The sequence below is a fragment of the Streptomyces sp. NPDC039462 genome, from assembly GCF_055639375.1.
Genome location: NZ_JBVKAO010000002.1, coordinates 966,762 through 993,759, shown reverse-complemented (window position 1 = coordinate 993,759; position 26,998 = coordinate 966,762). Strand labels below are relative to the sequence as shown.

At 70.9% G+C, this 26,998-nt stretch carries 26 protein-coding genes; 19 read left to right on the top strand and 7 right to left on the bottom strand.

Features of this window, described 5'->3' with window-relative positions; all coding sequences use genetic code 11:
• Positions 1-8: 8 nt before the first annotated feature.
• The gene (locus ACZ7LU_RS15060; protein WP_468556897.1) at positions 9-668 is read left to right on the top strand and encodes a TetR/AcrR family transcriptional regulator C-terminal domain-containing protein; all 660 of its coding nucleotides are present in this window, start codon (positions 9-11) and stop codon (positions 666-668) included.
• Here the strand turns inward: ACZ7LU_RS15060 and ACZ7LU_RS15055 are convergent.
• Genes ACZ7LU_RS15055 through ACZ7LU_RS15045 form a run of 3 tightly spaced genes read right to left on the bottom strand, consistent with a single transcriptional unit; the run spans position 649 to position 4,180 of the window.
• Positions 649-1,818: an acyltransferase family protein gene (locus tag ACZ7LU_RS15055; RefSeq protein ID WP_468556895.1), complete on the bottom strand. Its 1,170-nt coding sequence runs from the start codon at positions 1,816-1,818 to the stop codon at positions 649-651. The genes ACZ7LU_RS15060 and ACZ7LU_RS15055 overlap by 20 nt on opposite strands.
• Entirely contained in the window at positions 1,815-3,203 is a 1,389-nt protein-coding gene (locus ACZ7LU_RS15050; RefSeq protein ID WP_471916882.1) for a polysialyltransferase family glycosyltransferase, read from the bottom strand. Before ACZ7LU_RS15050 ends, ACZ7LU_RS15055 begins: the two co-directional genes overlap by 4 nt.
• Positions 3,203-4,180, bottom strand: coding sequence for a glycosyltransferase family 2 protein (locus ACZ7LU_RS15045; RefSeq protein ID WP_398300476.1), 978 nt, complete (start codon positions 4,178-4,180; stop codon positions 3,203-3,205). Before ACZ7LU_RS15045 ends, ACZ7LU_RS15050 begins: the two co-directional genes overlap by 1 nt.
• A gap of 198 nt (positions 4,181-4,378) precedes the next feature.
• On the opposite strand from ACZ7LU_RS15045, the gene ACZ7LU_RS15040 reads away from it, so the two are divergent.
• The 4 genes from ACZ7LU_RS15040 to ACZ7LU_RS15025 are packed head-to-tail and all read left to right on the top strand — an operon-like array spanning position 4,379 to position 9,177.
• Positions 4,379-5,710: a DUF6716 putative glycosyltransferase gene (locus ACZ7LU_RS15040; RefSeq protein ID WP_398300478.1), complete on the top strand. Its 1,332-nt coding sequence runs from the start codon at positions 4,379-4,381 to the stop codon at positions 5,708-5,710.
• Positions 5,711-5,754: 44 nt separating this feature from the next.
• Positions 5,755-7,068 carry a cytidylyltransferase domain-containing protein gene (locus ACZ7LU_RS15035; RefSeq protein ID WP_471916881.1) on the top strand — a complete coding sequence of 438 codons (1,314 nt, stop codon included), beginning with the start codon at positions 5,755-5,757 and terminating at the stop codon, positions 7,066-7,068.
• A gap of 13 nt (positions 7,069-7,081) precedes the next feature.
• Entirely contained in the window at positions 7,082-8,035 is a 954-nt protein-coding gene (locus ACZ7LU_RS15030) for an N-acetylneuraminate synthase family protein (RefSeq protein ID WP_398300482.1), read from the top strand.
• Positions 8,036-8,064: 29 nt separating this feature from the next.
• The gene (locus ACZ7LU_RS15025) at positions 8,065-9,177 is read left to right on the top strand and encodes a hypothetical protein (RefSeq protein ID WP_398300484.1); all 1,113 of its coding nucleotides are present in this window, start codon (positions 8,065-8,067) and stop codon (positions 9,175-9,177) included.
• A 25-nt stretch (positions 9,178-9,202) separates the two neighbouring features.
• Here the strand turns inward: ACZ7LU_RS15025 and ACZ7LU_RS15020 are convergent, their stop codons facing one another.
• Complete coding sequence (locus tag ACZ7LU_RS15020; RefSeq protein WP_471916880.1) at positions 9,203-9,655, bottom strand: protein-tyrosine phosphatase family protein; 453 nt, start codon at positions 9,653-9,655, stop codon at positions 9,203-9,205.
• Between the two features lie 115 nt (positions 9,656-9,770).
• Between ACZ7LU_RS15020 and ACZ7LU_RS15015 the strand changes: the two genes are divergently transcribed.
• On the top strand, positions 9,771-10,739 hold the full coding sequence (locus tag ACZ7LU_RS15015) for an AraC-like ligand-binding domain-containing protein (RefSeq protein ID WP_471916879.1): 969 nt from the start codon (positions 9,771-9,773) through the stop codon (positions 10,737-10,739).
• On the opposite strand, the gene ACZ7LU_RS15010 is transcribed toward ACZ7LU_RS15015, so the two are convergent.
• Both ACZ7LU_RS15010 and ACZ7LU_RS15005 read right to left on the bottom strand, forming a co-directional pair.
• Positions 10,721-11,122 carry a hypothetical protein gene (locus ACZ7LU_RS15010; RefSeq protein ID WP_468556883.1) on the bottom strand — a complete coding sequence of 134 codons (402 nt, stop codon included), beginning with the start codon at positions 11,120-11,122 and terminating at the stop codon, positions 10,721-10,723. The genes ACZ7LU_RS15015 and ACZ7LU_RS15010 overlap by 19 nt on opposite strands.
• A 178-nt stretch (positions 11,123-11,300) precedes the next feature.
• Complete coding sequence (locus tag ACZ7LU_RS15005) at positions 11,301-12,782, bottom strand: MFS transporter (protein WP_471916878.1); 1,482 nt, start codon at positions 12,780-12,782, stop codon at positions 11,301-11,303.
• A 99-nt stretch (positions 12,783-12,881) separates the two neighbouring features.
• Here ACZ7LU_RS15005 and ACZ7LU_RS15000 point away from each other — a divergent pair, with 99 nt between their 5' ends.
• From ACZ7LU_RS15000 to ACZ7LU_RS14940, 13 genes are all read left to right on the top strand, one after another.
• The gene (locus ACZ7LU_RS15000; protein ID WP_471916877.1) at positions 12,882-13,769 is read left to right on the top strand and encodes a LysR family transcriptional regulator; all 888 of its coding nucleotides are present in this window, start codon (positions 12,882-12,884) and stop codon (positions 13,767-13,769) included.
• A gap of 76 nt (positions 13,770-13,845) precedes the next feature.
• Positions 13,846-14,355, top strand: coding sequence for a carboxymuconolactone decarboxylase family protein (locus ACZ7LU_RS14995; protein WP_471916876.1), 510 nt, complete (start codon positions 13,846-13,848; stop codon positions 14,353-14,355).
• Between the two features lie 81 nt (positions 14,356-14,436).
• Positions 14,437-14,958, top strand: a complete 522-nt coding sequence (locus ACZ7LU_RS14990) for a hypothetical protein (protein WP_471916875.1) — start codon at positions 14,437-14,439, stop codon at positions 14,956-14,958.
• 131 nt (positions 14,959-15,089) lie between these two features.
• Positions 15,090-16,370 carry an amidohydrolase gene (locus tag ACZ7LU_RS14985; RefSeq protein WP_398301409.1) on the top strand — a complete coding sequence of 427 codons (1,281 nt, stop codon included), beginning with the start codon at positions 15,090-15,092 and terminating at the stop codon, positions 16,368-16,370.
• A gap of 200 nt (positions 16,371-16,570) precedes the next feature.
• On the top strand, positions 16,571-17,671 hold the full coding sequence (locus ACZ7LU_RS14980; RefSeq protein WP_471916874.1) for a BMP family lipoprotein: 1,101 nt from the start codon (positions 16,571-16,573) through the stop codon (positions 17,669-17,671).
• A gap of 230 nt (positions 17,672-17,901) precedes the next feature.
• Positions 17,902-18,954, top strand: a complete 1,053-nt coding sequence (locus tag ACZ7LU_RS14975; protein ID WP_471916873.1) for a BMP family lipoprotein — start codon at positions 17,902-17,904, stop codon at positions 18,952-18,954.
• A gap of 67 nt (positions 18,955-19,021) precedes the next feature.
• Entirely contained in the window at positions 19,022-20,713 is a 1,692-nt protein-coding gene (locus ACZ7LU_RS14970) for an ABC transporter ATP-binding protein (RefSeq protein WP_398300503.1), read from the top strand.
• Positions 20,710-21,840, top strand: coding sequence for an ABC transporter permease (locus ACZ7LU_RS14965; RefSeq protein ID WP_398300505.1), 1,131 nt, complete (start codon positions 20,710-20,712; stop codon positions 21,838-21,840). The genes ACZ7LU_RS14970 and ACZ7LU_RS14965 overlap by 4 nt, the downstream gene beginning before the upstream one ends.
• Entirely contained in the window at positions 21,837-23,099 is a 1,263-nt protein-coding gene (locus tag ACZ7LU_RS14960) for an ABC transporter permease (RefSeq protein WP_398300507.1), read from the top strand. The genes ACZ7LU_RS14965 and ACZ7LU_RS14960 overlap by 4 nt, the downstream gene beginning before the upstream one ends.
• Entirely contained in the window at positions 23,096-23,497 is a 402-nt protein-coding gene (locus tag ACZ7LU_RS14955; RefSeq protein WP_471151116.1) for a cytidine deaminase, read from the top strand. The genes ACZ7LU_RS14960 and ACZ7LU_RS14955 overlap by 4 nt, the downstream gene beginning before the upstream one ends.
• Before the next feature lie 100 nt (positions 23,498-23,597).
• Entirely contained in the window at positions 23,598-24,875 is a 1,278-nt protein-coding gene (locus tag ACZ7LU_RS14950; RefSeq protein ID WP_470978462.1) for a thymidine phosphorylase, read from the top strand.
• A 126-nt stretch (positions 24,876-25,001) separates the two neighbouring features.
• The gene (locus ACZ7LU_RS14945) at positions 25,002-25,592 is read left to right on the top strand and encodes a Uma2 family endonuclease (protein ID WP_471916872.1); all 591 of its coding nucleotides are present in this window, start codon (positions 25,002-25,004) and stop codon (positions 25,590-25,592) included.
• Positions 25,593-25,655: 63 nt separating this feature from the next.
• Positions 25,656-26,036 carry an STAS domain-containing protein gene (locus tag ACZ7LU_RS14940; protein WP_471916871.1) on the top strand — a complete coding sequence of 127 codons (381 nt, stop codon included), beginning with the start codon at positions 25,656-25,658 and terminating at the stop codon, positions 26,034-26,036.
• Here the strand turns inward: ACZ7LU_RS14940 and ACZ7LU_RS14935 are convergent.
• A complete protein-coding gene (locus ACZ7LU_RS14935) occupies positions 25,947-26,930 on the bottom strand; it encodes a sigma-70 family RNA polymerase sigma factor (protein WP_471916870.1) in 984 nt (327 codons plus the stop codon). The two genes, ACZ7LU_RS14940 and ACZ7LU_RS14935, sit on opposite strands and share 90 nt — an antisense overlap.
• Between the last annotated feature and the right edge of the window lie 68 nt (positions 26,931-26,998).

The window sequence follows — 26,998 nt, the reverse complement described above, 5'->3', positions numbered from 1 at the left end:
TTGTCAAGGTGGCTACGACGAAACTGGACCGGACCCGCGTGGCGCGCACCGCGCTCGACCTGCTGAACGAGACGGGACTCGAAGGGCTCACCCTGCGCGGCATCGCCCAGCGACTCGACGTGAAGGCGCCCGCTCTGTACTGGCACTTCAAGGACAAGCAGGCGCTGCTCGACGAGATGGCGACCGAGATGATGCGGCGCATGGCCGAGGACTTCCTGTCCACCCCCGCCGCCGACTGGCGCACGGCGCTCACCGCCGCGATGCGCGGCCTCCGCGCCCACCTGCTGCGCTACCGCGACGGCGCCAAGGTGTTCAGCGGCACGCGCTACACGGACCTGTCGTACGCGGCCCCCCTCGAAACCCATCTGCGGGCGCTCGGCGAGGCGGGATTCGCGCCGGCCGCGGCGACACGGGCCTGGTTCACCGTGTACAGCTACACGATCGGATACGTCATAGAGGAGCAGGCCACGGGCCCGACCCGAGGCGGTGACGGCGAAAGCGACGACGGCTACGACCTCGCGGCCCGCGCCGAGCGCCTCGCCGCGTACCCGCTGGCCGCCGCGGCGGGCGAGGAGATGTTCCGCTCGCACGACCGCGGCTTCGAGGAGGGTCTGGCCGCGGTCGTGGCGGGGATCGGGGCGACGCTCGCTACTTCGGGCGAGCGGTAGCGGTGGTCAGGCTGCGGTTGAGACCCTTGCGGATCAACGGGGTCAGCCGCTCCTCCACGTACCGGTTGAGGAGCCACGCGAGGACCAGCATCGCGGCGATCGTCAGGCCGAGCGTCGCGTACGACGGCAGCCCCAGGTGGCGGTGGAGCACCTCCACCGTCACCCAGCCCAGGTGCTCGTGCACCAGGTAGAAGGGGTACGTCAGCGCGCCGGCCACGGTCAGCCAGCGCCAGTTCGCCCGGTCCAGGCGGCCGAGCGCGATCAGCAGCACCGCGGCGAAGCCCGCCGTCACCACCGCCATGATCCCGGCCGATGAGCGGTACGAGAAGAAGTCCGGGTTCGGGGCGTGCCACAGCTGGTCGACTGCGTAGTGCTGGCCGGTCAGCCAGCTCACACCCGTGATGCCCCACGCCGTCAGGTCGCGGCGGTCGCGGTGGAGCAGGTAGATGCCGATGCCGCCGACGAAGAACGGCGCGTACTCCGGCATCAGGATCAGGTCGAGCAGCGGCTGGTCCGCGGCCTCCGCGACGGCCGCGGACAGGGTCCACACCGCGCAGAACAGGACGACGCGCGCGCGGGTCGCGCCCGGCATGACGACACACAGCGCGAACAGCGCGTAGAAGCGCAGCTCGGCCCAGAGCGTCCAGCAGACGCCGAGCACCCGGTCCGCGCCGAGGGGCTGCTGCAGCATGGTGAGGTTGACCAGCGCGTCGCTGGGCGAGACGGCCTCGTACGCGACGGCGGGCAGCGCGAAGACGGCCGTCACCAGGACGATCGCCGCCCAGTACGAGGGCAGCAGGCGGGACGCCCGGGAGGCGAAGAACGAGCGCAGGGGCCTGCCCCAGCCGCTCATGCAGATGACGAAGCCGCTGATCACGAAGAAGATCTGGACGCCCAGGCAGCCGTACGCGAACCACTCACTGGCCGTCGGGAACTGCTGCTTCGGCGAGCTGCCCCAGGCCTCGGCTATCTCGCCGTCGCGGCCGCCGTAGTGGTACGCGGCGACCATGAGAGCGGCGACGAGCCGCAGCCCGTCGAGGGCGCGCAGCCGGGGCTTCCCGCGGGCGGGCCGCGGGGCCTGAAGGGTGGGCGGCGCGGCGGATTCCGCCCCCGGTGAGAGCTTCGGGAGCGTTATGTCGGGGGAGGTCATCCGAGCGCGGTCCGCTTGAGCGAGCGCTGGACGGAACGGGCGCGGCGGGCGACGCGGCGGACGGCCGCGTTGCGCGGGATGAAGGCCAGCTGCGCGGGGACGGCACCGGGCAGCGCGAGCGCGGTGAGGCGGCGCCGCTTGAAATAGCGCCAGGTGGCGGCCGAGAGGTGCCGCGCGAGGTAGCGCTCGGCGTCGGGGCGGAGCCGGGGGTAGATCTGCGGCTGCATCGCGAAGCCGACGGCCTTGAGGAGGTTCGTCAGCTCGCCGGTGCCGAGGCCCGGTTCCTGCGCGGAGACGGCAGCTTGGTCGGTGAGTTCGGGCAGCAGGGCGTCGACGATCGTGACGGGGACGCGGTTGCTGTTCTGGTAGGGCGCGAGGCGCTCCAGGAGGAGGTCCGTGCCGGTGCGGGCGGCGGGCAGGCCGTAGAGCGCGGACGCCGTGATCAGGGCGGTGGAGAAGCAGCCGACGACGAGCGCGGGCCGCATCCGCTGGTAGAGAACCTCGGCGAGCACGGGGGTGTCGAGCACCGTCAGCTCGACGCCGATCGCCTGCGCCTCCTTCTCCAGGGCGCGCGACCAGCGGGCCGGCGCGGTGGGGTGGGGCTTGAACACCACGCGCGTGTGGCCGAGTTCCGCGGCGCCGCGCACCATGCGGATGTGCAGCTCCTCCTCTTCCTCGGGGGTGAGGATGGAGAGGGCGGAGAGGTACTGGCCGAGGACGAGGGCGGGCGCCTCGATGTCCGGCAGCTGCACGGTGTTCTCGTCGTCCTCGTCCGCTTCGGCGAGTTCACCGAGCACCTTGGCGAACGCCTCGGTCGGCACCACCTCCGGCTCCACCCCGAACTCGGTGAGGAGCAGCGGCGTGAGGCCCGGCACCAGGTCCAGGTGCAGCAGGCGCCGCACGCGGGTGCCGACCAGCGGGTCGAGCTTGTTGCGGGTCGGGCCGTAACTCATCAGGCCGTCGGCGTAGACGTCGACGGGGACGCCGGTGAAGATCTGCGCGAGGGCGAGCGCCGGGTTGACCTGGATCGACTCGACGGCCAGCTCGACGGCGTCGTCACCGAGGCCCCAGAGCAGCCGGACGTAACGCTCCCACAGCACGACGTCGTCGCCGCGCGGGGCCCAGCCGCCCGGGTGGAAGGGGGCGATGGTCTCGTTCCAGGACCGCACTTCGTCGAACCGGCCGCGCAGCCGCTCGAACCCGGGCATCTCGTCGAGGGGCGTCGTCGTCTCGGGCGTCGCCGCGTTGTTGCTGACCAGGAGGATGCGGCGGTCGGCGGGGCCGAAGCGGTCGGCGTCCAGGGCCGCGGCCAGCGTCGCGGCGCCGTACAGCGTGGACGCCAGGAAGATCTGCGTCGTACGGCGCGACGCCTGCGGGGTCGCCATTACGCGGCCACCTCCGCCGACGCCGGCCGCCGGCGCAGCCTGCGCAGCCGGGTCGCCCGCTGGACGTCCATGGAGTCGAGCGCGTCGTCCAGAACGCCCTGCGGCATCCGCTTCAGCGCGGCCGCACTCATTGACTTCAATTTCCGCGCCACGGATGGCTCGAACCTTTCGATGGATCCCAAATGGTGGGAGATGATCGCGCAGTAGGTGCGCACGGCCTTCGGCAGGAGTTCGTCCGCGTCCCGGTCCGCCGCTGTTTCCCGTACGACCTGGTCGAATGCCTTGATGAAATCGAGCTGGCGTACGTCGCCGATCTGTGTCAGTGACGAGGCGACCCCGCGGCGGTAGAACACCCCGAGAAGACCGACCGCGGCGAAGGATTCCGCCTCCCGGTGCAGTCGCCAGATCCAGGGGCGGTCCTCCGCGGTGCGCAGGCCGTCGGTGAAGTGCAGCAGGCCGGCGTCGGCGAGCCTGCGGTGGTAGATGCCCGCCCACGCGTACGCGTAGTCGACGGACGTCGAGCGGTCGGCGGGCAGTATGACGTCGCGCGGATTCAGCACGACGCCGCGCCTGCCGTGCGGGACACGGTGCACGGTGCGGGCCCGCGCGGTGCACTGCACATGGTCGGTGCGCACGAAGTCGCAGCCCAACTGCTCGATGGCAGCGACGAGTTGGGAGAAGTAGCCGGGCGCGAGCCAGTCGTCACCGTCCAGGAAGGTGAGGTACTCGCCACGCGCCGCGTCGAGGCCCGTGTTGCGGGCGGTCGCGAGACCGCCGTTCGTCTCATGTCTGAGGTGAACGGCGCCGGGAAGCTCGCGCGCCGCACGCTCCAGGATGTCCGGAGTCTCGTCGCGCGAGCAGTCGTCGACGAGAATGAATTCGAAGTCGTCACGTGCGTTCGCACGCAGACTCCTCAAGGTGTCGGGCGCGTATTGCTGCACGTTGTAGAACGGCACGATGACGGAGAGCTTAACCACGTGGGTGACGTTAGGTGTCGGCCCGTGATTCGTGTCGACCCGCAGCGGTATGCCAGGTGAACGACGCGTGGCGGAATGGTTAACCAGGCTGCCGTACGGGCTTTTCCAGGGCCGATTCGCCATTCGTCGGCGTGCTGTTAACCGTTTGTTGCACCTGAGTTGGGCCGCGAATCGAAATCCCTTCCTAGCGTCTGGGACGTGCAAGGAAGTCATCGAAACCCGCTGCGGGTCGCCGTGCTCGCCGACTCCGACACGCGATGGAAATGGGGCGCTCTCACAGCGAACCGCATCGTGTCGGACGGTCGGCTGAGCGGCTTCCTGCTCCGCGGCCGGGCCACTCCCACCCCCCGGCAGCTCGACGAAGTGGGCGTCAGCGCGGATTCGCTGCGCGAGGTCACCGCCGTCGAGTTCCTGCGCGAGATGGAGCGGGACGCACCCGACGTGATCGTGCTCGCCCTGGTGGGCGGGGCGGTCCAGGCGGTGCTGCACGGACTCGCCCGCGTCACGCAGGACGCCCGCCTCACCGGCGCAGGCAGGAAGCGGCCCGTCGTCGTCACCGGCTACGTCGGCGTCGTCTACGAGAAGCTCGCCGACGGCCTCCTCCTGCGGCACGGCGCGGACGTCGTCCTCGCCAACTCCCGCCAGGACGCGGAGCGCTTCCGCGCGGTGTACGAAGGAGTGGGCGCCGACGCGTCGGCGGTGACCGAGGCCGCGCTGCCGTTCCTCGGCGGCGCGCCCTACACGAAGCACGACCCGTACACCGTCGTCTTCGCCGCCCAGCCCTCCGTGCCGGAGACCGCCGCCCACCGCACCTACCTGCTGCGCCGCCTCGCCGAGCACGCCAGGCTGCACCCCGACCGCGAGGTCCTGCTCAAGCTGCGCAGCAAGCCCGGCGAGCACACCACACACATCGAGGAGCTGCCCTACCAGAAGCTGGCGCAGCGGATCGACGGCGGCCTGCCCGCCAACTGCCGCCTCGTCTACGGCCACATGGGCGAGGTCCTCGACCGCACCGACCTCCTCGTCACCGTCAGCTCCACGGCCGCCCTCGAATCGCTGCACCGCCGCATCCCCACCGCCGTCCTCACCGACCTCGGGGTGCGCGAGGCACTCGGCAACCACCACTTCACCGGCTCCGGCTGCCTCGCCTCCTGGGACCAGCTGGACGCGGGCCACCTGCCCGAGCCCGACGAGAGGTGGCTGGCCCGGCAGGGCGTCGCCGCCGACGGGGCGTACGAGAACGCCTTCGACGCGGCACGCGAGCGCGTCACGGAGCTGCTCGCCGACGCGGCCGCCGGCGGGCTCCCGCCCATCGAGCCCTACTACAGCCTCACCACCGCCCGCGGCTATCTGCCCGGCATCCTCGCCCGCCACCACCTCGGCCCCGACGGCGCCCCGCTGCCGGGCGCCCCCACGCCCGGCAAGGACCCCGGCCCCGTACGGCAGATCGTGCGCCGCGCGGCCCGCGGCGCCTACCGCCACGGAGTGCAGCGCGTGGCCCCCGTCATCCGGCGGATGGGCGAGCTGTGAGCCCCCGGCGAGCCGTGCGCACCCACCCCCTCCAAGGAGCCCCCATGCCCCTCCCCGACCCCGCGAGCGCACAGGACCGCCGCGTGCTCGCCGTCATCCCCGCGCGCGGCGGCTCCAAGGGCGTGCCCGCCAAGAACCTCGCACCGGTCGGCGGCGTGCCCCTGGTGGCCCGCGCCATCCGTGAGTGCCTCGCCGCCCGGCTCGTCACCGACGTCGTCGTCTCCACCGACGACCACGTGATCGCCGAGGCCGCCCGCGCCGCCGGCGCCGAAGTGGTCCTGCGTCCCGCCGCGATCGCCGGGGACACCGCGACCAGCGAGGCCGCCGTGCTGCACGCGATGGACGCCCACGAGGCGCTGCACGGCGCGGCCGTCGACATCGTCCTGCTCGTGCAGTGCACCAGCCCCTTCCTCACCCACGAGGACATCGACGGGGTGGCGTCGGCCGTCGCCGAGCACGGCGCCGACACCGCTGTCACGGTGGCGCCCTTCCACGGCTTCATCTGGCGCGACGCGGCGGACGACGCCGACAGCCAGGCCGAGGTCCCCCCGCAGCGCACGGACACCCGGGGCGGCACGGCGACCCTCGCCAACTCCACCCGGATCCGCGGCGGTTACGGCGTCAACCACGACAAGTCGTTCCGCCCGCGCCGCCAGGACCGCCCCCAGGACCTCCTGGAGACCGGCGCCGCCTACGCGATGGACGCGGCGGGCTTCCGTACCGAGAAGCACCGTTTCTTCGGCCGCACCGAGCCCGTCCGCACCGACCCCGCGCGCGTCCTGGAGGTCGACGACCCGCACGACCTCGCCCGCGCCCGCGCGCTCGCCCCCCTCTTCGACGCGGCCCGTCCCGGGGACGAGGCCGCCCTCCCGACCGCCGCCGACATCGACGCGGTCGTCCTCGACTTCGACGGCACCCAGACCGACGACAGGGTGCTGATCGACTCCGAAGGACGGGAGTTCGTCTCCGTGCACCGCGGGGACGGCCTCGGCATCGCGGCCCTCCGCAGGAGCGGCCTGCACATGCTGATCCTGTCCACGGAACAGAACGCGGTCGTCGCCGCGCGCGCCAGGAAGCTCAAGCTTCCCGTCCTGCACGGCATCGACCGCAAGGACCTCGCACTGAAGCAGTGGTGCGAGGAACAGGGCATCGCTCCCGAGCGCGTGCTCTACGTCGGCAACGACGTCAATGACCTCCCGTGCTTCGCCCTCGTGGGCTGGCCCGTGGCGGTCGCGAGCGCCCACGACGTCGTACGCGGCGCCGCACGCGCGGTCACCACCCTCCCCGGCGGTGAAGGCGCGATCCGAGAGATCGCCACCTGGATCCTCGGCCCCTCTCTCGACTCCCTCCACAATTAAGGACTGTTCCCACATGAGCAACATCACCTCCATCGGCGCCAACTCCCGTCTCCGCCGCTTCGGTTCGAAGACGGCCGGTCCCGGTCAGCCCGTGTACATCACCGGTGAGATCGGCATCAACCACAACGGCGACCTGGAGAACGCGTTCAAGCTGATCGACGTGGCCGCCGAGGCCGGCTGCGACGCGGTGAAGTTCCAGAAGCGCACCCCGGAGATCTGCACCCCGCGCGACCAGTGGGACATCGAGCGCGACACCCCCTGGGGCCGCATGACGTACATCGACTACCGCCACCGCGTGGAGTTCGGCGAGGCCGAGTACCAGGCCATCAGCGAGCACTGCGCCAAGCGCGGCATCGACTGGTTCGCATCCCCGTGGGACACCGAGGCCGTCGCCTTCCTGGAGAAGTTCGACCTGCCCGCCCACAAGGTCGCCTCCGCCTCCCTCACCGACGACGAGCTGCTCCGCGCCCTGCGCGCCACCGGCCGCACGATCATCCTCTCCACGGGCATGTCGACCCCGAAGCAGATCCGCCACGCGGTGGAGGTGCTCGGCTCCGACAACATCCTGATGTGCCACGCCACGTCGACGTACCCGGCGCAGGCCGAGGAGCTCAACCTCCGCGTCATCAACACCCTCCAGGCCGAGTACCCGAACGTCCCGATCGGCTACTCCGGCCACGAGACCGGCCTCCAGACCACCCTCGCGGCGGTCGCCCTCGGCGCCACCTTCGTCGAGCGCCACATCACCCTCGACCGCGCCATGTGGGGCTCCGACCAGGCCGCCTCCGTCGAGCCGCAGGGCCTCACCCGCCTCGTCCGCGACATCCGCACCATCGAGGCGTCCCTCGGCGACGGCGTCAAGAAGGTCTACGAGTCGGAGCTCGGCCCCATGAAGAAGCTCCGCCGCGTCGCCGGCGTCGTCGCCGAGAGCGAGAACTCCTCGGACGCCGAGCCGGTCGCGGTCTGAACCTCTTACCGGGAGACGGACATACGACGATGAGCCCCCGAGTCGGCCGAGCCGACGACACCACGGCCCCGGCCGGGGCCGCCACGACGCTCGCGTTCGTGGAGAGCCCGGTCCAGCTGCTGAACGTCCTGGAGTGGGCGCACTCCGCGGCCGCCACCGGCCCGACCGGGGGCCTCACCGTCGTCGTCCTGTCCCCGAACGACCCCATGACCCGCGGTCAGTTGCGCCGCATGGCGCAGCTCGCCCGCGAAGAGGGCGTCGAGGTCCGCTGGGAGGAGGCGCGCGGCGGCGCGTCGGCGCCCTTCCAGACCATCGGGGGCCTCGCGGGACCCCTGCGCAGGGCCGACCGGATCGTCATCGGCGACCCGTTCTCCCGCTACGTACAGCTCCTCCTCACCATCACCAGGGCCCGCTCCCTGGTCGTGGTCGACGACGGCACGGCCACGATGGAGTTCATCTCCCAGCTGGCCCACGGCGAACGGCTGCAGCGCTGGCACCGCAAGGGCGGCCGGCCAGGCCCCCGCGACCTGGTCTTCGCCCCGGTCTCGGCCTCGGCGCGGCGCCGCCTCACCCCCGGCGCCACCCGCAGCGTGGAGGTCTTCTCCGCCATGCCGATCGACAGCGCCCCCGACGGCGTGACCGTCTCCGTCAACACCTTCGCCTGGACCAGGGAACGCTTCGGCCCGCCCCGCATCACGCGCGGCGCCGACCTGGTCGGCACCTCACTGGTGGAGACGGGAGTGGTCGACCCGGACCGCTACGTCGAAGCGGTCCGCACCCTCTCCCGCACCCACGGCGCCAACCGCTACTTCGCCCACCGCCGCGAGAGCTCCGAGAAGCTCCACCGGCTCGCGGTCGAGACGGGCCTCCAGGTGGTCCGCCCCGACCTCCCCCTCGAACTCATCGCCCGCCGCGGCCCCGTCGGCCGCACCATCCTCAGCTTCCCCTCCACCGTCGTCCACACCCTGCCGCTCGCCCTGGCGGGCACGGAGGTGAAGGTGGCGGTCTGCGACATCGACCCGGCCTGGCTCACGGAGACGGCGTCGCCACGCGCCCAGGGCTTCCTGTCCGGCGTGACGGGCACGGCCCGGGACGTGCACCGCCTGTCGTCGGTATGGCCCGGGGCGGCAGCCACCGGCTGAAGTTCCGAATGGCCCGGGGCGGCCGCTACCGGCTGAAGTTCCGCACGTACCGCCGCTGCCACGGAGTCTCCACCGCGTGCCGGTCGTAATGCGCGCGTACATAGGCGACGGCCTCGTCCGCGGGCACCCCGTCGAGGACGGCGACGCACGCCAGCGCCGTACCGGTCCTGCCGCGCCCACCCCCGCACGCGACCTCGACGCGCTCCCCGGCGGCCCGCTCCCACGCCTCGCGCAGCACCTGCCGCGCGAGCTCCCGGTCCGCGGGAAGCCGGAAGTCGGGCCACCGCAGCCACCGCGCCTCCCAGGGGACGCCGGGCGGCTCCTTGCCGAGCAGATACACGCCGAAGCCGGGCACGTCCCCGTCCGGCAACGGATGCCGCAGCCCCCGCCCCCGGATCAGCCGCCCGGAGGGCAACCGGAGAACGCCGGGGTCAGCGGCCTGCCAACCGGCTGTCGTCACGCCACGGTTCTCGTCCATGACCCCAGTCTCACGCGCGCGTGGGTTGACGCGGAAGCGTCTTTCGTAATCAACAGGAGGGAGCGGAGAGTGCTTGTGACCACCGAGTAACACCGTTGACCTCATGGGGAAGTGCATGATCACTGTGCTGGACACCGTGTGTCTGCCGCCTGCCGAGAAGACGACTGGATGGGCGGAGATCACCGCGCAGGCCCTGGTGACGACCCGCTTCCGGTTCCCCGACCCCGCGAGATTCGAGGCACGGATAGCAGCCACCGCGCTGGGACCGCTGCAGCTGTCCGCGATCTCGTACGCACAGTTGGTCTCGTCCCGCACCTCGCGCCTGATACGCCAGTCGGATCCCGAGCTGTACCAGATCGGCGTGATCACCTCGGGACAGCAGGGCATAGAGCAGGCACGGCACAGCACTCTGGTGACGCCCGGTGAGATCGTGCTGTACGACAGCTCCCGGCCTTTCGTGGCATCGGCCGGCGGCCCGGGCAGCTGCGGCTCCCTGGTCCTCCAGTTCCCACGGAGCCTCATGCCGCTTCCCGACCGTATGGTCGCTCCCCTGTGCGGGACGTCCCTCGGAGCGGCCGATGGCATGGGGCAGGTGCTGCGCCAGACCCTGGAGAGCCTGACGCAGACAGGTTCCGACCTGACCGCCGCGGACCGGCAGAGGCTCGGCACGATCGTCCTCGACCTGGCAGCGGCTGTCGTCGCCCGGCGCGCCGACCGGGCCTCGGCGCTGCCTCCCGAGAGCCGCAGCGAGGTCCTGTATCAGCAGATCACGGCATTCATCCACCGGCATCTGCGCGATCCCGACCTCAAGCCGGCCGTGGTCGCGGCGGCGCACAGCATCTCCGTGCGCCTCCTGCACCGGATCTTCCAGCGGCACGGAACCACCGTGAACGGCTACATCCGGCAGGAACGGATCACGCGCTGCCGCCGGGATCTCGCGGACCCCCTGCTCCATGCCACCCCTGTCAGCGCGATCGGTGCCCGCTGGGGCTATCTGCGGCCCTCCGACTTCACCCGGGCCTTCCGAGCGGCGACAGGGATGGCCCCGACGGAGTACCGGAGACGTCAGCAGGCGTCGATGTAGCGGATGCCCGTCCAGTCGCCGGAGGGGTCGCCGTACGGGGCGCCCGGGGTCGTGTAGACGAGCTGCTTGTTGGCGTTGTACATCCTGGCCTTGGTGCCGTTGGACTGGTTGTTGTACCAGGAACCGCCGGTCCTGGCCGCGATCTGCTGCAAGTAGCAGTCCTTGAACTTGAAGACCAGGTTCGTGTAGTTCCGCCCCGCGTAGCCGCAGAAGTAGTACTTCGGGCAGTCGCTGGGCGCCGCCGTGATGCGGGCGCCCGAACCCTGCTGCGCCGTGGGCGAGGCGGTGGCCTGGGTGGTGCCGGCGGTCGCGGCCATGGCGAGCAGGGCGCCGGTCACGAGGGCGGTGCGACGGAGCCGGGTACGGCTGGTGGTCTGCCTCATCGGTCTCTTTCTCCTTCTGTCGATCCGGTGCTCCTTGGCTGTCACCGGACGCACCACCCACGGTTCCCGATGCCTCGGACGAAGTCCTTAGCGCTCAGCGCCCGGCCCTTGGCTCACAGCGCCGCAGCGCGCCCTGTGTTCCGGACGGCGCACATGAGTGCGCCGGGGCGGCTGAGGGTCAGAGCGGCGCCGGGACGTCGGCGGGGGCACGGTCCTCGACGGACGGCCCGCCCGACGCCGCCACCGGCTCCCCCCGCTTCGTACGGAGTCCGAACGCGCTGACCAGCGCGGCGAGCAGAGCGGCCGCCAGGGGCACCCAGAACGCGGCCCGATAGCCGTCGAGAAGCGCCGCAGGAGAAGTCGACGCCGTCGCCGCGACGTTGACCGCCGTGACCGTCGACAGGCCGACCGCCGCGCCGAACTGGAAGGACGTGTAGAGCAGCGCGCCCGCCAGCCCCTGCTCCTCCTCCGCCACGCCTTCCGTGGCGACGATCGTGAGCGGGCCGTACGCGAGCGAGAACGCGACACCGAGGAGGATCAGGCTCGGGAACATCGTCGCGTACGTCCAGTCGGCGCCGACCGGCAGGAACAGGGCGTACGCCAGCGCGGCGAGCAGCAGGCCGCCGAAGATCACCCGGGCGTTGCCGAAGCGGGCCACGAGGCGGGGCGTGAGGGCGGGGGAGAGGACCGCGTCGACCCCGATGACGATCATCGCGAAGCTGGTCTGCAGCGTCGACCAGTCCCGCAGCTCCTGGAGATAGAGGACGACCAGGAACTGGAAGCCGAAGAAGCCCGCGGCGAAGAGCAGCCCCGCGAGGTTGGCGCGGACCAGCGGGCCGTTCCGCAGGATGCCGAGGCGGACCAGCGGGGCCGGCGCGCGGCGCTCGACGGCGACGAACACGGCCAGCAGGGCGAGCCCGGCGCCGACCGTGAGCGCCGTCCACCCGAAGGCGGTGTGCGCGGCGCGCTCCACGCCGAGGACCAGCAGCACGATGGCGGCGGTGATCGTGAGCCCGCCCGCCAGGTCGACGCTCTGCCCGGCGCGGTCCGGCCGCGGCGAGCGGGGCACCAGCGCGAGGGCGGCGAGCAGGATCACCGCGGACAGCACGACGGGCGCGAAGAACACCCAACGCCAGCCGAGCTGGGTGAGCAGCCCGCCGACGACCAGACCGATGGAGAAGCCCCCGGCGGCCGTGCCGGAGTAGAAGAGCAGCGCCTTGTTGCGCCGCGGCCCCTCCTCGAACCCGGTGGTGATGACGGACAGCCCCGCGGGCGTCATGAACGCCGCGGCGATCCCCGTGACGAAGCGGGCGACGATCAGCATCCAGCCCTCGGTGGCGAGGCCGCCGAGCCCGGAGAAGACGAGGAAGACGGCGAGCCAGAGGACGAACATCCGGCGGCGCCCGAAGAGGTCGGCGGCCCGGCCGCCGAGCAGCATGAACCCGCCGTACCCGAGGACGTAGGCGCTCATGACCCACTGCAGCGAGCCGGTGGACAGGCCGAGGTCGGCACGGATGGCGGGGAGGGCGACGTTGAGCATCGCGACGTCGATGCCCTCCAGGAAGATCGCACCGCAGAGGACGAGGAGGACGCCCCACTCGCGGCCGGTGAGGGGTCTGTCGGGGGACTGGTGCGCGTGCGGCGCGAGGTTCTGACTCATGCCGCCACCCTCGGCCGGGCACGATCACGGAACAACGGCGAACATCGCAACGTTCGTTCAGCCAGGCTGACCGATGCGGACCGACCTGGGGGTACGGCGATGGAACGCGACGAACTGGAGTGCTTCCTGCTCCTCGCCGAGGAACTGCACTTCGGCCGCACCGCCGAGCGGATGCGGCTGTCCAGGGCCCGGGTGAGCCAGCTCGTGCAGCGCCTCGAACGGCGCGTCGGGGCGCCGCTGTTCGTCCGCACCAGCCGCCGCGTGGCCCTCACCTCGCTCGGCCGCCAACTGCGCGCCGACCTCGAACCGCACCACCGCGCCATCGAGGACGCCCTGGCCCGGGCCGTGGCGACGGCCCGCGGCATCGACTCCGTCCTGCACGTGGGCTTCGACAACCCCCTCACCGGCGAGATCGTGATGAGGACGACGGAGGCCCTGCGCGTCAGCCACCCCGGCCTGGCCGTGGAGGTGTGCGAGGTGCCGCTCGGCGATCCGTACGGACAGTTGCGCAAGGGCGAGTTCGACGTGCAGCTGACGGAGTTGCCGGTACGGGAGGAGGACCTGCGCGGAGGCTCGGTGCTGCTCGCGGAGGGCCGGGTCCTGGCCCTGCCCGCGAGCCACCCCCTGGCGGCCCGTGCCTCCGTGACCCTGGAGGACCTGGCCGACGTCCCCCTCCTCACCATCGCCGGCGAGGTCCCCGACTACTGGCTCGACCACCACGTCCCGTCCACCACCCCGAGCGGCCGCCCCATCGGCCGCGGCCCCGGCGTGACGAACATGCAGGAGGCCCTGACGCTGGTGGCCGGGGGCAAGGGCGCCCTCCTGGCCCCCGCCCACACCGCCACGTACTTCGCCCGCCCCCGCATCGCCTACGTCCCCCTCACGGACGCGGCCCCGACGGGCTACGGCCTGGTCTGGCGCAGGGACCAGGAGACGGGGGCGGTGGCGGCGTTCGCGCGGACGGCACGAGAAATTTCCGTTTCCTAGCGCGCAACCGGTCACATCTCCCCGACGGGCTCCGTCAGTGGACCGAGAGCAGGCACCACGACACGAGGAGATGACCATGGAAACGCGTTCGATCACGGCAGAGGTCCCGATGGCGCCCCGGATGGCCGAGGACCCCGCGAAGCTCGTGCCCGAGCTGGCGGACGTCTCGGCGGCGCTGTTCAGGGTCACCGGCAACGGCTCGGTGCCGCGCCCGACGATCGGCCTGGTGCAGCTGCGTGCCGGGCAGATCGTCGGCAGCACCTACCTGACCGTGCTGCACACGGGCTTCCTGCGGAAGGGCGGCGTGTCGGAGGAGAAGATCACGTCGGTCGCGTCCTGGCGGGACTCGCCGTACTTCACCGGCGCCGAGCGTGCCGCGCTGGCGCTCGTGGAGGCCGTGCTCCAGCCCGCCGCCCACGGCGAGCAGCGGGTCTCCGACGAGCTGTACGCCGAGGTGGCCGAGTACTACGACGCCAAGGCGCTCGCCACCCTGATGTTCGCGATCGGCCAGGTCAACTTCTTCATCGCCGTGGCCCTGGTGGCCAAGCCGGTGCCGGGGCGGTCGTTCTCCGACCCGTGGGGGTGAGTCCGGCTCCCCCGGACGGCGGAGGCACCCGGGCCCCGATGGGGACGTGGGGCGCCCGTGACCGGCGGGAGCATCGGACGCATGCTGAAAGTGACCGCTCTTCCCGACGTCCCCCGCTGGGCCGCCCTCGCCGCGCACGCCGTGCCGCTCGTCACCCTGCCCTCGGGGCTGTGGCGGGTGGCCCTCGTCGCCGGGCTCCCGGTGGCCGCCCAGCCGCAGCGAGGGGCGGGGGAGGCCGTGTACATCCTGCTGCTCAGCGTCGTGTCCGAGGGGCTGGCCCTGCTCACGCTCGGTCTGGTGCGTGAGTGGGGTGAGGTCGTCCCGGCGTGGGTACCCGTGCTCGGCGGGCGGCAGATCCGGCCGTCGGCCGCCGTCGTACCGGCCCTGCTCGGCGCGGCCGGGCTCTTCGCACTCCTGGGCTGGGCCTGCTACGCCCAGGCCGCCGGACTGGGGAGCGAAAAGGGTGTGACGGGCGGAACAGCGCAAACCGCCCTACTCGTGTTCTGCTATATACCGCTGATCGCGTGGCCGCCCTTGCTGACAGCGGTCGCCCTCGCCTACTACAGGCGCCGGACGACTTACGCATCCTCCGAGGCGGCGTAAATCTCTACCCATCCCGATCGGCGGCCATGCGCCACGAGGCCAGTAATTCTTCCCCTATCGGGCTGAACTTTTGTTGATCGTGGGTTAGTTGGCCGTTGCATCGCCTTACCCTTCAGAGGGTGAACCAACTGATGTCCCGTGCGTCCGAAGAGGTGTCCGACGGCGTGTCCGGAACGGAGTCCGCACCTGCGGAAACACTCCCCGGCACGCTGCCCGAAGCGCTGCGTGCCGAACTGGTCGCTTTCCGTCGCGACCTGCACATGCACCCCGAGCTCGGCAACCAGGAGTTCCGTACCACCGCGGCCATCAAGGCCCGCCTCGAGGAGGCGGGCCTCGAGCCCCGTGTGCTCCCCACCGGCACGGGGCTCGTCTGTGACATCGGCGCGCACCCCGTGGCGGCGGAAGGACCCGCCGGGGGCGGCGCGCGCGGCGTGCGCCCCATGCTCGCCCTGCGCGCCGACATCGACGCGCTGCCCATCCCGGACACCAAGCTCGGGGTGCCGTACCGCTCCACCGTGCCCGACCGCGCCCACGCCTGCGGGCACGACGTGCACACCACCGTCGTCCTCGGCGCCGGACTCGTCCTCGCCGATCTCGCGAGGAAGGGGCAGCTGCCCTTTCCGGTGCGGTTGATCTTCCAGCCCGCCGAGGAGGTCCTGCCGGGCGGCGCCACCGAGGTCATCGCGTCGGGCGCCCTGGACGGCGTCGGCAAGATCATCGCCGTGCACTGCGACCCCCGGGTCGACGCGGGCCGCATCGGGCTGCGGCACGGCCCCATCACCTCCGCCTGCGACCGCCTGGAGGTCTCGCTCGACGGACCCGGCGGCCACACGGCGCGGCCGCACCTCACCACGGACCTCGTCACCGCCGCCGCCAAGGTCGCCACCGAGGTGCCCGCCCTGGTCGCCCGCCGCGTCGACGCCCGCTCCGGCCTCTCCGTGACCTGGGGCCGCATCGAGGCGGGCCACGCGCCGAACGTCATCCCGCAGCACGCCGAGCTCTCCGGCACCGTGCGCTGCCTCGACCTCAGGGCCTGGCGGGAGGCGCCGGACCTGCTGCACAGCGCCGTGCAGGAGGTCGCTGACATGTACCGCGCCAAGTCCGGGATCAACTACATCCGCGGCGTGCCCCCCGTCGTCAACGACGGCGCGGTCGCCGACCTGCTGCGCGACGCGATGTCCGAGCGGCGCGGCCCGCACTCCGTCGAGGACACCGAACAGAGCCTCGGCGGCGAGGACTTCTCCTGGTACCTGGAGCACGTGCCCGGCGCCATGGCCCGGCTCGGTGTGCGCGTCCCGGGGGAGCCCACCGTCCGCGACCTCCACCAGGGCGACTTCGACGTGGACGAGGCGGCGATCACGGCGGGCGTCGAACTCTTCACCGCCGCCGCGCTGTTGGACGCGTTGAGCTAGCGGCACGGCACGGCATGACGGCGGGGCCGGTTGCGCGGGGCGTGAGCCCGTCGGCGTAACCGGCCCCCGTCGCGTGGAGCACGAAAAGCACGAAGGGGTAACGGCATCGCGAAAACCCGTTCCCCTCCCTTTCTACGCGCGTTAATGTGCGCCGAAATCAGCGCCATACACGGCGCGTTGGCGATCAAGGGGTGCTTCCTGTGCGTCGTCTCTCTTCGAAATCCCGTAAATCTCGCGCCACTCACATCACCGCCGCCTTCGCGGTCCTCGCCCTCGCCGCGGCCGGCTGTGGCGAGACGAGCAACGAAGCCTCGCGGGACGACAACGGCAAGGACAAGGGCTCCGCAGGTTCCTCGTACAAGGGCAAGGGCATCGGACTCGCGTACGACATCGGCGGGCAGGGCGACCAGTCCTTCAACGACGCCGCCTACGCGGGCTATTCGAAGGCCCGCAAGGAGTTCAAGATCGGCGGTGTGGACATGGAGCCGGGCGATGGCGAGTCCAGCGCCGACAAGGTCCAGCGCCTCGAACAGCTCGCCAGGCAGGGCTACGACCCGGTGGTCGGCGTCGGCTTCGTCTACGCGCCCGCGGTGGAGGCGGCGGCCAAGAAGTTCCCCGACACCACCTTCGGGATCATCGACGACAACACCGTGAAGGCGGACAACGTCGCCGACCTGGTCTTCCACGAGGAACAGGGCTCCTATCTGGCGGGCGTCGCCGCCGCCAAGGCGACCAAGGCCAAACACGTCGGATTCGTGGGAGGCGTGGACATTCCGCTGATCCACAAATTCGAGGCCGGATTCGTGCAGGGCGTGAAATCCGTCGACCCCAAGATCAAAATCGAGAAGCGGTATCTGACCGAGAAGCCCGAAGAGGGCGGATTCTCCAGCCCGGACCGCGGGCAGAACGCGGCGAGCGGTCAGATCGAGGCCGGCGCGGACGTGATCTACCACGCGGCGGGACTCTCGGGGCAGGGCGTCATCCAGGAGGCCGGCTCGCAGAAGAAGTGGGCCATCGGCGTCGACTCGGACCAGTACAAGCAGAAGGCCCTCACCAAGTACAAGGACTACATCCTCGGCTCGGCGTTCAAGGACGTCGGCGGCGCGGTCTACGACCTGACGAAGTCGGTCGTCGAGGGCAAGCCGATGAAGGGCGAGCAGCGCTACGACCTCAAGTCGGGCCGCGTCGGCTTCTCCGACTCGAATCCGAAATACCGGGAGATGAAGGACGTCGTCGCCGCCGTGGAGAAGGCCGAGAAGGACATCATCAGCGGCAAGGTCGAGGTGAAGATCGTTCCGTAGCGCACGGTCCGGGACGTTTTACGTAGTACTGCGTGTGGCGACTGGGCGTCCCCATCAAGGGGGCGCCCACTCGTCGTTCGGCTGTCCGACACCCGGTGGCCACAGCTCGATAACGGACCGGACAGAAGGGTTCTTATGTCAGGTCTACGCGCGTTACGCTGCGGCGAAATCAGCGCCGGGTGAGGCGCTCGAACGTGCTTGTGCTTGCTTGTACTAAGGAGTTCGTCTCTATGCGCCGGGTGTCTCGAATAGCTGTCGCGGGCGCCGCGACCGCCGCTCTTGCCGTAACCGTCTCCGCCTGTGGTGGCACGTCCAGCGACGCCGCCTCGAGCAAGGACGACAAGAACAAGGGCGTCGCCATCGCCTACGACGTCGGCGGCGCCGGCGACCAGTCCTTCAACGACGCCGCGACCGTCGGCATGAAGAAGGCCGCCAAGGAGTTCAACACCGGCGAGAAGGCCGTCGAGCCGGTCGACGGCGAGTCCGACGCCGACAAGACGCAGCGCCTGACGCAGCTCGCCAAGCAGGGCTACAACCCGGTCATCGGCGTCGGCTACGCGTACGCGCCCGCCATCAAGGAGGTCTCGGAGCAGTTCCCGAAGACCACCTTCGGCATCGTCGACGACGAGACGGTCAAGGCCGACAACGTCTCCGACCTGGTCTTCAGCGAGCAGGAGGCGTCCTACCTCGCGGGCGTCGTGGCCGCCAAGGCCACCAAGTCCAAGACCGTCGGCTTCGTCGGCGGCGTGGACGTCCCGCTGATCCACAAGTTCGAGGCGGGCTTCGCGCAGGGCGTCAAGGACACGAACCCCAAGGTCAAGGTCGTCAAGCAGTACCTGACCGAGAAGGCCGAGGACGGCGGCTTCTCCAGCCCCGACAAGGGCAAGACCGCCGCGCAGGGCCAGATCGAGAAGGGCGCCGACGTGGTCTACCACGCCGCGGGCCTGTCCGGTCAGGGCGTCATCGAGGCCGCGGCCGCCAAGAAGGTCTGGGCGATCGGTGTCGACTCCGACCAGTACAAGCAGGACGCCCTCGCCAAGTACAAGAAGTACATCCTGACCTCGGCGACCAAGGACGTCGCGGGCTCGGTGTACAACCTGGCGAAGGCCGTCGAGGACGGCACCGCCAAGGGTGGCGTCGTCCGCGCCGACCTGAAGTCGGGCGGTGTCGCGCTCGCCGACTCGAACCCCGAGTTCATGAAGATGAAGGACGTCCAGGCGGCCCTGAAGAAGGCCGAAGAGGGCATCAAGGGCGGCAAGATCAAGGTCAAGACCACGCCGTGAGGCGGGAGTTGATCCGACGACTGCCGTAACGGCAGCGTGATTCTCGTGCGACGGGGTGTGGGGGACGATGGTTCACCCGCGCCCCGTTCGCGCGAGCCACATTCAGCAGCAGGGGCACTGCGCGCGTAGGCGGCCCCTTTCCTTCAGGCCCTTCAGGCCTTCCGGCCCCCGAGGAGAGTGCGCCATCGACGCGTCCACCAACCCTCCGCCCATCGCCGTCGAACTCGTCGGCATCACCAAGCGCTTCCCCGGAGTCGTCGCCAACCACGACATCCACCTGACCGTCCGCAAGGGCACCGTGCACGCCCTCGTCGGTGAGAACGGCGCGGGCAAGTCGACCCTGATGAAGATCCTCTACGGCATGCAGAAGCCGGACGAGGGCACCATCACCGTCGACGGCGAGCAGGTCGCCTTCGGCAGCCCCGCCGACGCCATCGCCCGCGGCATCGGCATGGTGCACCAGCACTTCATGCTCGCCGACCAGCTGACCGTCCTGGAGAACATCGTTCTCGGCAGCGAGAAGCTGCACGGCATCGGCGCCGCCGCCCGCCGCACGATCCTCGACCTCTCCGACCGCTACGGCCTCGGCGTGCGCCCCGACGCGTACGTGGAGGACCTCGGTGTCGCCGACCGGCAGCGCGTGGAGATCCTCAAGGTCCTCTACCGCGGCGCCACCACGCTGATCCTCGACGAGCCGACGGCCGTGCTCGTGCCGCAGGAGGTCGACGCGCTCTTCGACAACCTCCGCGAGCTCAAGGCCGAGGGCCTGTCCGTCATCTTCATCTCGCACAAGCTCGGTGAAGTCCTGTCCGTCGCCGACGACATCACCGTCATCCGGCGCGGCACGACGGTCGGCACGGCGATCCCGGCCGAGACGACCCCGCGCCAGCTCGCCGAGCTGATGGTGGGCAGCGAACTGCCCACCCCCGAGACGGCGGAGTCGACGGTCACCGACCGCCCGATGATCCAGGTCGAGGGCCTCAAGCTGCTCGCCGAGGGCGACTCGGGCCGCGCGCTGCTCGACGACATCTCCTTCACGATCCACGAGGGCGAGGTCCTCGGCATCGCGGGCGTCGAGGGCAACGGCCAGACCGAGCTGATCGACGCGCTCATCGGCCTCAAGCACGCCGACTCCGGCGTCATCCGCATGGCCGGCGAGGACATCACCGGCACGGCGACCCGCAAGCGGCGCGAGGACGGCATCGGGTACATCCCCGAGGACCGCCACCGCCACGGCCTCCTCCTGGAGTCCCCGCTGTGGGAGAACCGCATCCTCGGCCACGTCACCGAGAAGCCCAACGCACGCGGCTTCTGGCTCGACCCCAAGGGCGCGCAGGCCGACACCCGCCGCATCGTCGAGGAGTACGACGTCCGTACGCCCGGCATCGACGTGACGGCGGCCTCCCTCTCCGGCGGCAACCAGCAGAAGCTGATCGTCGGCCGCGAGATGAGCCACAACCCGCGCTTCCTGATCGCCGCCCACCCCACCCGCGGTGTGGACGTCGGCGCGCAGGCGCAGATCTGGGACCAGATCCGCGAGGCCCGCCGCGAGGGCCTGGCCGTGCTGCTGATCTCCGCCGACCTGGACGAGCTGATCGGCCTCTCCGACACGCTCCGCGTGATCTACCGCGGCCGGCTCGTGGCGGACGCCGACCCGTCCACCATCACGCCGGAGGAGCTCGGCTCGGCGATGACCGGTGCCGCCTCGGGTCACTTGGAGCACGTGGAAGAAGACGCCCCGGAGGACGAGGCCCGATGAAGAAGTTCGACAAGGAGCGCGTGCTCCTCGCGGTGGCCGGACCGGTCATCGCGCTGATCGCGGCCGTGGCGCTGACCTCGGTCGTGCTGCTCGCGTCGGGCAAGAGCCCGATCGAGCCGTACAGCCTGATGCTGGAGCAGGCCACCTTCTCCGACGTCCAGGTGCTGATCCTCAACCAGGCCGGCATGTACTACCTGGCGGCGCTCGCGGTGGCCATCGGCTTCCGCATGAACCTGTTCAACATCGGCGTGGACGGCCAGTACCGGCTCGCCGCGATGATCACCGCGGTCGTCGGCACGCACCTCGCGCTGCCGTCGTTCCTGCAGATCCCCGTGCTCATGCTGGTCGCCATGCTCACCGGCGCCTTCTGGGCCGGCATCGCGGGCGTCCTCAAGACCACCCGCGGCGTCAGCGAGGTGGTCGCCACGATCATGCTCAACGCCATCGCGACGAGCGTCATCGCCTACCTCACCCTCACCGAGAACTTCGGCGTCCCGGTCGGCAACAACCAGACCACCGGCGTGATGGAGAAGTCCGGCTGGTTCCCCGGCATCAAGGTGGCGGGCGGCGAGATCTACGGCTTCGTGGTCATCGCGGTCCTCGCCGGAGTCCTGTACTGGCTGGTCCTCAACCGCACCCGGTTCGGCTTCGACCTGCGCGCCACCGGCGCCTCCGAGTCGGCCGCCGCGGCCTCCGGCGTCAACGCCAAGCGCATGGTGCTCAGCGCCATGCTGATCTCCGGCGCGGTGTCGGGCCTCGCGGGCCTGCCGATCCTGCTCGGCGACACCCACACGTACAGCCTCTCCTTCCCCGCGGGCCTCGGCTTCACCGCCATCGGCATCGCGCTCCTCGGCCGCAACAACCCCGTCGGCATCGCCTTCGCGGCGCTGCTGTGGGCCTTCCTCGACAAGGCCTCGCCCGCCCTCGACTACGCCCAGCCCGAGGCGTACGACAAGGAGATCGCGGTGATCATGCAGGGCCTCATCGTGATCGCGGTCGTCGTCTCCTACGAGGAGGTGCGCCGCTGGGGCCTGCGCCGCCAGCAGCGCCGCGTCGGTGAGGAACTGGCCGCCGCCGCCCGGGCGAACGGCAACAACGACTCCGTGAAGGAGGTGGCTGCCCGATGAGCTCGGCAACCGTCGCCAAGCCCCCGGCCAAGCAGCCCGCGCCGGGCCGCCGCCGCATCTCGCTCCCCGTCCTCCTGCTGGTCATCGCGGGCGTCCTGGTGCTGACCTCCGTGGTCCGCATGATCACCGGCGCCGACGGCATCACGTCCACCGGCCAGATGTCCACGGCGCTCAAGCTCGCCGTGCCGATCGGCCTCGCGGGCCTCGGCGGCCTGTGGGCCGAGCGCGCGGGCGTCGTCAACATCGGCCTCGAGGGCATGCTGATCCTCGGCACCTGGTTCGGCGCCTGGGCCGGCTTCCAGTGGGGCCCGTGGGTGGGCGTCCTGTTCGGCATCGTCGGCGGCGCGCTCGGCGGCCTGCTGCACGCGATCGTCACGATCACCTTCAACGTCAACCACATCGTCTCCGGTGTGGCCCTCAACATCCTGGCCCTCGGCGCCACCCGCTACCTCGCGACCTTCGCCTTCGAGGGCGAGGAGGGCGGTACGTCGAAGCAGTCGCCGCCCGTCGAATCGCTCGGGAACTTCTCCGTGCCGGGCCTCTCCGACTGGCTCGCCGACCTCAACGGCAAGCACTGGTTCCTGGTCTCCGACCTCGCGGGCCTGTTCGGCGGCCTGTTCACCGACCTGTCGCCGCTCACGGTCGTCGCGGTCGCCATGGTCCCGCTGAGCTGGTGGATCCTGTGGCGCACGGCGTTCGGCCTGCGCCTGCGCTCCTGCGGCGAGAACCCGATCGCCGCCGAGTCGCTCGGCGTCAACGTCTACAAGTACAAGTACCTGGCCGTGGTCATCTCCGGCGGCCTCGCGGGCCTAGGCGGCGCCTTCCTCTCGCTGGTCGCCTCCAACATCTACCTGGAGGGCCAGACCGGCGGCCGCGGCTACATCGGCCTCGCCGCGATGATCTTCGGCAACTGGATGCCGGGCGGACTCGCGCTCGGCGCGGGCCTGTTCGGTTACACCGACAGCCTGAAGCTCCGGGGTGGCGGCACCAACGTCCACGCGCTGCTCCTGCTCATCGCGATCCTGCTGGTCATCGGCGCGGTCTACCTCGCATGGCGCAAGCGGTACGTCCCCGCGGTGATCACCGCGGCCGTCTCCGCGCTGATGTTCCTGTGGTACGGCTTGACCGACGAGGTGCCCAACCAGGTCGTCACCGCCACTCCGTACGTGGTGACCCTGCTGGTCCTCTCGCTCTCCGCCCAGCGGCTGCGGATGCCGAAGGCGGACGGAATGCCGTACCGGAAGGGCCAAGGAAAGTGACGACTGCCGCCACGGACACCGACTGGGACGCCCTGCGGGAGGCCGCGCGCGAGGCCATGTCCCGCGCGTACGCCCCCTACTCGGGCTTCCCGGTCGGCGCCGCGGCCCTGGTCGACGACGGCAGGACCGTCTCCGGCTGCAACGTGGAGAACGCCTCGTACGGACTCGGCCTCTGCGCCGAGTGCGGCCTGGTCTCGCAGCTCCAGCTGACCGGTGGCGGCCGCCTCACGCACTTCACCTGCGTGGACGGCAAGGGCGAGATCCTGATGCCGTGCGGCCGCTGCCGCCAGCTGCTCTACGAGTTCGGGGGCGCCGAACTCGTCATGGAGACACCGTCGGGCGTGCGGACGCTGGGTGACATGCTCCCTGACGCGTTCGGTCCGCAGCACCTCAACTGAAGCCTGGCCCCCGTCTGTTGGCGGGGGCCTTCTTCGCGGTCGGGCTCTATGCGCGTAGAGTCTGGCCGGTACGACGCCGTAACTGCTGGAAGGACATGCCATGGACGTCATCTCCGTCATCCGCACCAAGCGCGACCGGGGCGAGCTCAGCGACGAGCAGATCGACTGGGTCATCGACGCCTACACCCGCGGCGCGGTCGCCGACGAGCAGATGTCGTCCCTCGCGATGGCGATCCTGCTCAACGGCATGAACCGCAAGGAGATCGCCCGCTGGACCGCCGCGATGATCGCGTCCGGCGAGCGCATGGACTTCTCCTCGCTGTCCCGCCCGACCGCCGACAAGCACTCCACCGGCGGCGTCGGCGACAAGATCACGCTGCCGCTCGCCCCGCTGGTCGCCGCGTGCGGCGCGGCCGTCCCGCAGCTTTCGGGCCGCGGCCTCGGCCACACCGGCGGCACCCTCGACAAGCTGGAGGCCGTCCCCGGCTGGCGCGCACTGCTCTCCAACGAGGAGATGCTGAGCGTCCTCGACGGCGTCGGCTCGGTCATCTGCGCGGCGGGCGACGGCCTGGCCCCCGCCGACAAGAAGCTGTACGCGCTGCGCGACGTCACTGGCACGGTGGAGGCGATCCCGCTGATCGCCTCGTCCATCATGTCGAAGAAGATCGCCGAGGGCACGGGTTCGCTGGTCCTTGACGTGAAGGTCGGCACCGGCGCGTTCATGAAGAACCTGGACGACGCGCGCGAACTGGCTTCCACGATGGTGGAGTTGGGCACGGACAGCGGTGTCCGTACGGTGGCCCTGCTCACGGACATGTCGACGCCGCTGGGCCTCACGGCGGGCAACGCCCTCGAGGTCCGCGAGTCGGTCGAGGTCCTCGCGGGCGGCGGCCCGGCGGACGTCGTCGAGCTCACCCTCGCGCTGGCCCGCGAGATGCTGGACGCGGCGGGCCTGAAGGACGCCGACCCGGCGAAGGCGCTGGCCGACGGCTCGGCGATGGACGTATGGCGCCGCATGATCGCGGCGCAGGGCGGCGACCCGGACGCGAAGCTGCCGGTGGCACGCGAGCGGCATGTGGTCACCGCGCCGTCGTCGGGCGTGCTGACCCGCCTCGACGCGTACGACGTCGGCGTCGCCGCCTGGCGTCTCGGCGCGGGCCGTGCGCGCAAGGAGGACGTGGTCCAGGCGGGCGCGGGCGTCGAACTCCACGCCAAGCCGGGCGACTCCGTCGAGGCGGGCGCGCCCCTGATGACCCTGCACACGGACACGCCGGAGCGGTTCGCGTACGCGCTGGAGTCCGTCGAGGGTTCGTACGACATCGCTCCGGCGGGGGCGGACTTCTCGCCGGGGGCGATCGTGCTGGACCGGATCGGCTGAGAGCTCGGCGGGCCCCTGGCGGGGCCCTGACCAGGGCGTACTCGTACGGGTGAACGGGATCGGTGGACCGCCGCCGGTCCCGTTCGGCATGCTGGGATCGGTGACGCACCGAAAGAGGAGACCGCCATGAGCGCACTCACCGTCGGCCATCCAGCGGGCTACGGCCCTGGATGGGACGATCTTGTCCGGATCTGGCAAGAGACGGACGTACCCGAGGGCTGCAAGGTGGAGATCATTGAAGGGGTCATCACCGTGTCGCCCAGCCCTGCCAAGCAGCACAACCTCATCGCAGCCAAAGTTGCCCGCAGGCTGCTGGCCGTCATCCCGGACGACTGGAACGTTTTCCAGACACAGGCAGTGTCGCTTCCCTCCAGGCTTGGCATGTTCATCCCTGACCTCGTCGTGGCGGCCGAAGCAGAGCTCGACGGGCCCGGCACGGACATGCCGGCCGGCGCCGCCGAGCTCGTCGTCGAGGTGACTTCGCCCTCCAACGCCCGACACGACCGCATCAGCAAGCCCGCCGCCTATGCCACCGCAGGCATCCCCCTCTACCTCCTCATCGACCGCTGGGCCCCCGGCGGCCCCACCATCACCCTCTACGGCGAACCCCGAGGCGACGTCTACCGCGTCCTGAGCGCCTGCAAGTTCGGTGAGCCCATCAAGCTCCCCGAGCCCTTCGACCTGGAGATCGACACCAGCGCGTTCCCCGTGGACTGATGCGGACAGGCCCATTCGGCGGCCCCACCGATGAATTCCGTCGCCCGCGCCGGTCAATCCTGCGTGGCCGATTCCCGAGAGCACCTCATCCGCATCGCCGGGCCCCTGCGCGCCGGCGACATCCCGTCCCTGTGCGAACAGGTCGCCGCCGCCCGGCACGGACCCGGCGACGGCACGACGAGTGACGTGATCTGCGACGTCTCCGCCGTCACCACCGCCGACCTCACCACCGTCGACGCGATCGCCCGCCTGCACCTGGCCGCCCGCAGGGCCGGGAGCCGCATCCGGCTCAGGAATCCCAGCCCCGGACTGCTGGCGCTGATCGGTCTCGTCGGGCTCGTCGAACTCTGCGGCCTAGTCGTCGAGATGGAGGGGCACCCCGAAGAGCGGGAACCACCGCTGGGTGTCGAGGAAGCAGTGGAAGCCGGCGATACGGCCCTCTGAGATCTCCACGACCTGGATCGACCAGGGCATGAAGCCGCCGTTGTCGGGGTCGGGCTTGTACTGCGCGAAGCCCGGTGTGCCGTTCACCTGCACCGGCAGGAGGCGGCCGTTGGCACAGGCGGCGCCCATCGTGGACATGAAGCCCGTGATGTCCGCCGTGCCGCGCAGCCACAGGTCGAACGGCGGCATCGTCATGACGGCGTCCTCGGCGAGCAGCGCGGTGAGCGCCGCCATGTCATACCCCTCGAAGGCCGCCACATAGCGGTCGAGGAGCTTCTGCTGCTCCTCGTCGAGCGGATCGGAGACGGCCGTGTCGTCCGCGGGCCGCTCGGCGAGGGTGGCGCGGGCCCGCTGCAGCGCGCTGTTCACCGAGGCGACGGAGGTGTCGATCAGCTCGGCGACCTCGCCGGCCTTCCAGGCGAGGACCTCACGCAGGATCAGCACCGCACGCTGCTTGGGCGGCAGGCTCTGCAGCGCGGCGACGAACGCGAGGCGCACGGACTCCTTGGCGACCGCCGCCTCCGCGGGGTCGTGCAGGGACGGCAGGACGCGGGCGTCGGGCATCGGCTCGAGCCAGGTGTTGTCCGGGCGGGGGTTGAGCGCGGCCTGGGCCAGCGGGGCGGCGGCCGTCAGGTCCATGGGACGGGCGCGGCGATTGCCGGCGTTCAGCATGTCCAGGCAGACGTTCGTCGCGATGCGGTAGAGCCAGGAGCGGATGCTGGAGCGGCCCTCGAACTTGTCGAAGCTGCGCCAGGCGCGCACCATCGTGTCCTGCACGGCGTCCTCGGCCTCGAAGGCCGAGCCCAGCATCCGATAGCAGTACCCGGTCAGCTCGACCCGGTGTTTCTCCAGCGTGACGTCCAGCTCGGTCGTCGTCCCTGTGCTGTCGCTCATCCCCACCCACCCCTGGCTTCCGGGCGGAGCCCGATGTGAGGCCCCACACATCGGAAGCTACCTCAGCC

Bases quoted from the DNA above. Each gene is read 5' to 3' on its own strand.
- ACZ7LU_RS15055 (WP_468556895.1), bottom strand. From the start codon at position 1,818: ATGACCTCCCCCGACATAACGCTCCCGAAGCTCTCACCGGGGGCGGAA.
- ACZ7LU_RS15050 (WP_471916882.1), bottom strand. From the start codon at position 3,203: ATGGCGACCCCGCAGGCGTCGCGCCGTACGACGCAGATCTTCCTGGCG.
- ACZ7LU_RS15035 (WP_471916881.1), top strand. From the start codon at position 5,755: ATGCCCCTCCCCGACCCCGCGAGCGCACAGGACCGCCGCGTGCTCGCC.
- ACZ7LU_RS15030 (WP_398300482.1), top strand. From the start codon at position 7,082: ATGAGCAACATCACCTCCATCGGCGCCAACTCCCGTCTCCGCCGCTTC.
- ACZ7LU_RS15025 (WP_398300484.1), top strand. From the start codon at position 8,065: ATGAGCCCCCGAGTCGGCCGAGCCGACGACACCACGGCCCCGGCCGGG.
- ACZ7LU_RS15020 (WP_471916880.1), bottom strand. From the start codon at position 9,655: ATGGACGAGAACCGTGGCGTGACGACAGCCGGTTGGCAGGCCGCTGAC.
- ACZ7LU_RS15015 (WP_471916879.1), top strand. From the start codon at position 9,771: ATGATCACTGTGCTGGACACCGTGTGTCTGCCGCCTGCCGAGAAGACG.
- ACZ7LU_RS15010 (WP_468556883.1), bottom strand. From the start codon at position 11,122: ATGAGGCAGACCACCAGCCGTACCCGGCTCCGTCGCACCGCCCTCGTG.
- ACZ7LU_RS15005 (WP_471916878.1), bottom strand. From the start codon at position 12,782: ATGAGTCAGAACCTCGCGCCGCACGCGCACCAGTCCCCCGACAGACCC.
- ACZ7LU_RS15000 (WP_471916877.1), top strand. From the start codon at position 12,882: ATGGAACGCGACGAACTGGAGTGCTTCCTGCTCCTCGCCGAGGAACTG.
- ACZ7LU_RS14995 (WP_471916876.1), top strand. From the start codon at position 13,846: ATGGAAACGCGTTCGATCACGGCAGAGGTCCCGATGGCGCCCCGGATG.
- ACZ7LU_RS14990 (WP_471916875.1), top strand. From the start codon at position 14,437: ATGCTGAAAGTGACCGCTCTTCCCGACGTCCCCCGCTGGGCCGCCCTC.
- ACZ7LU_RS14985 (WP_398301409.1), top strand. From the start codon at position 15,090: ATGTCCCGTGCGTCCGAAGAGGTGTCCGACGGCGTGTCCGGAACGGAG.
- ACZ7LU_RS14975 (WP_471916873.1), top strand. From the start codon at position 17,902: ATGCGCCGGGTGTCTCGAATAGCTGTCGCGGGCGCCGCGACCGCCGCT.
- ACZ7LU_RS14970 (WP_398300503.1), top strand. From the start codon at position 19,022: ATGGTTCACCCGCGCCCCGTTCGCGCGAGCCACATTCAGCAGCAGGGG.
- ACZ7LU_RS14965 (WP_398300505.1), top strand. From the start codon at position 20,710: ATGAAGAAGTTCGACAAGGAGCGCGTGCTCCTCGCGGTGGCCGGACCG.
- ACZ7LU_RS14960 (WP_398300507.1), top strand. From the start codon at position 21,837: ATGAGCTCGGCAACCGTCGCCAAGCCCCCGGCCAAGCAGCCCGCGCCG.
- ACZ7LU_RS14950 (WP_470978462.1), top strand. From the start codon at position 23,598: ATGGACGTCATCTCCGTCATCCGCACCAAGCGCGACCGGGGCGAGCTC.
- ACZ7LU_RS14945 (WP_471916872.1), top strand. From the start codon at position 25,002: ATGAGCGCACTCACCGTCGGCCATCCAGCGGGCTACGGCCCTGGATGG.
- ACZ7LU_RS14935 (WP_471916870.1), bottom strand. From the start codon at position 26,930: ATGAGCGACAGCACAGGGACGACGACCGAGCTGGACGTCACGCTGGAG.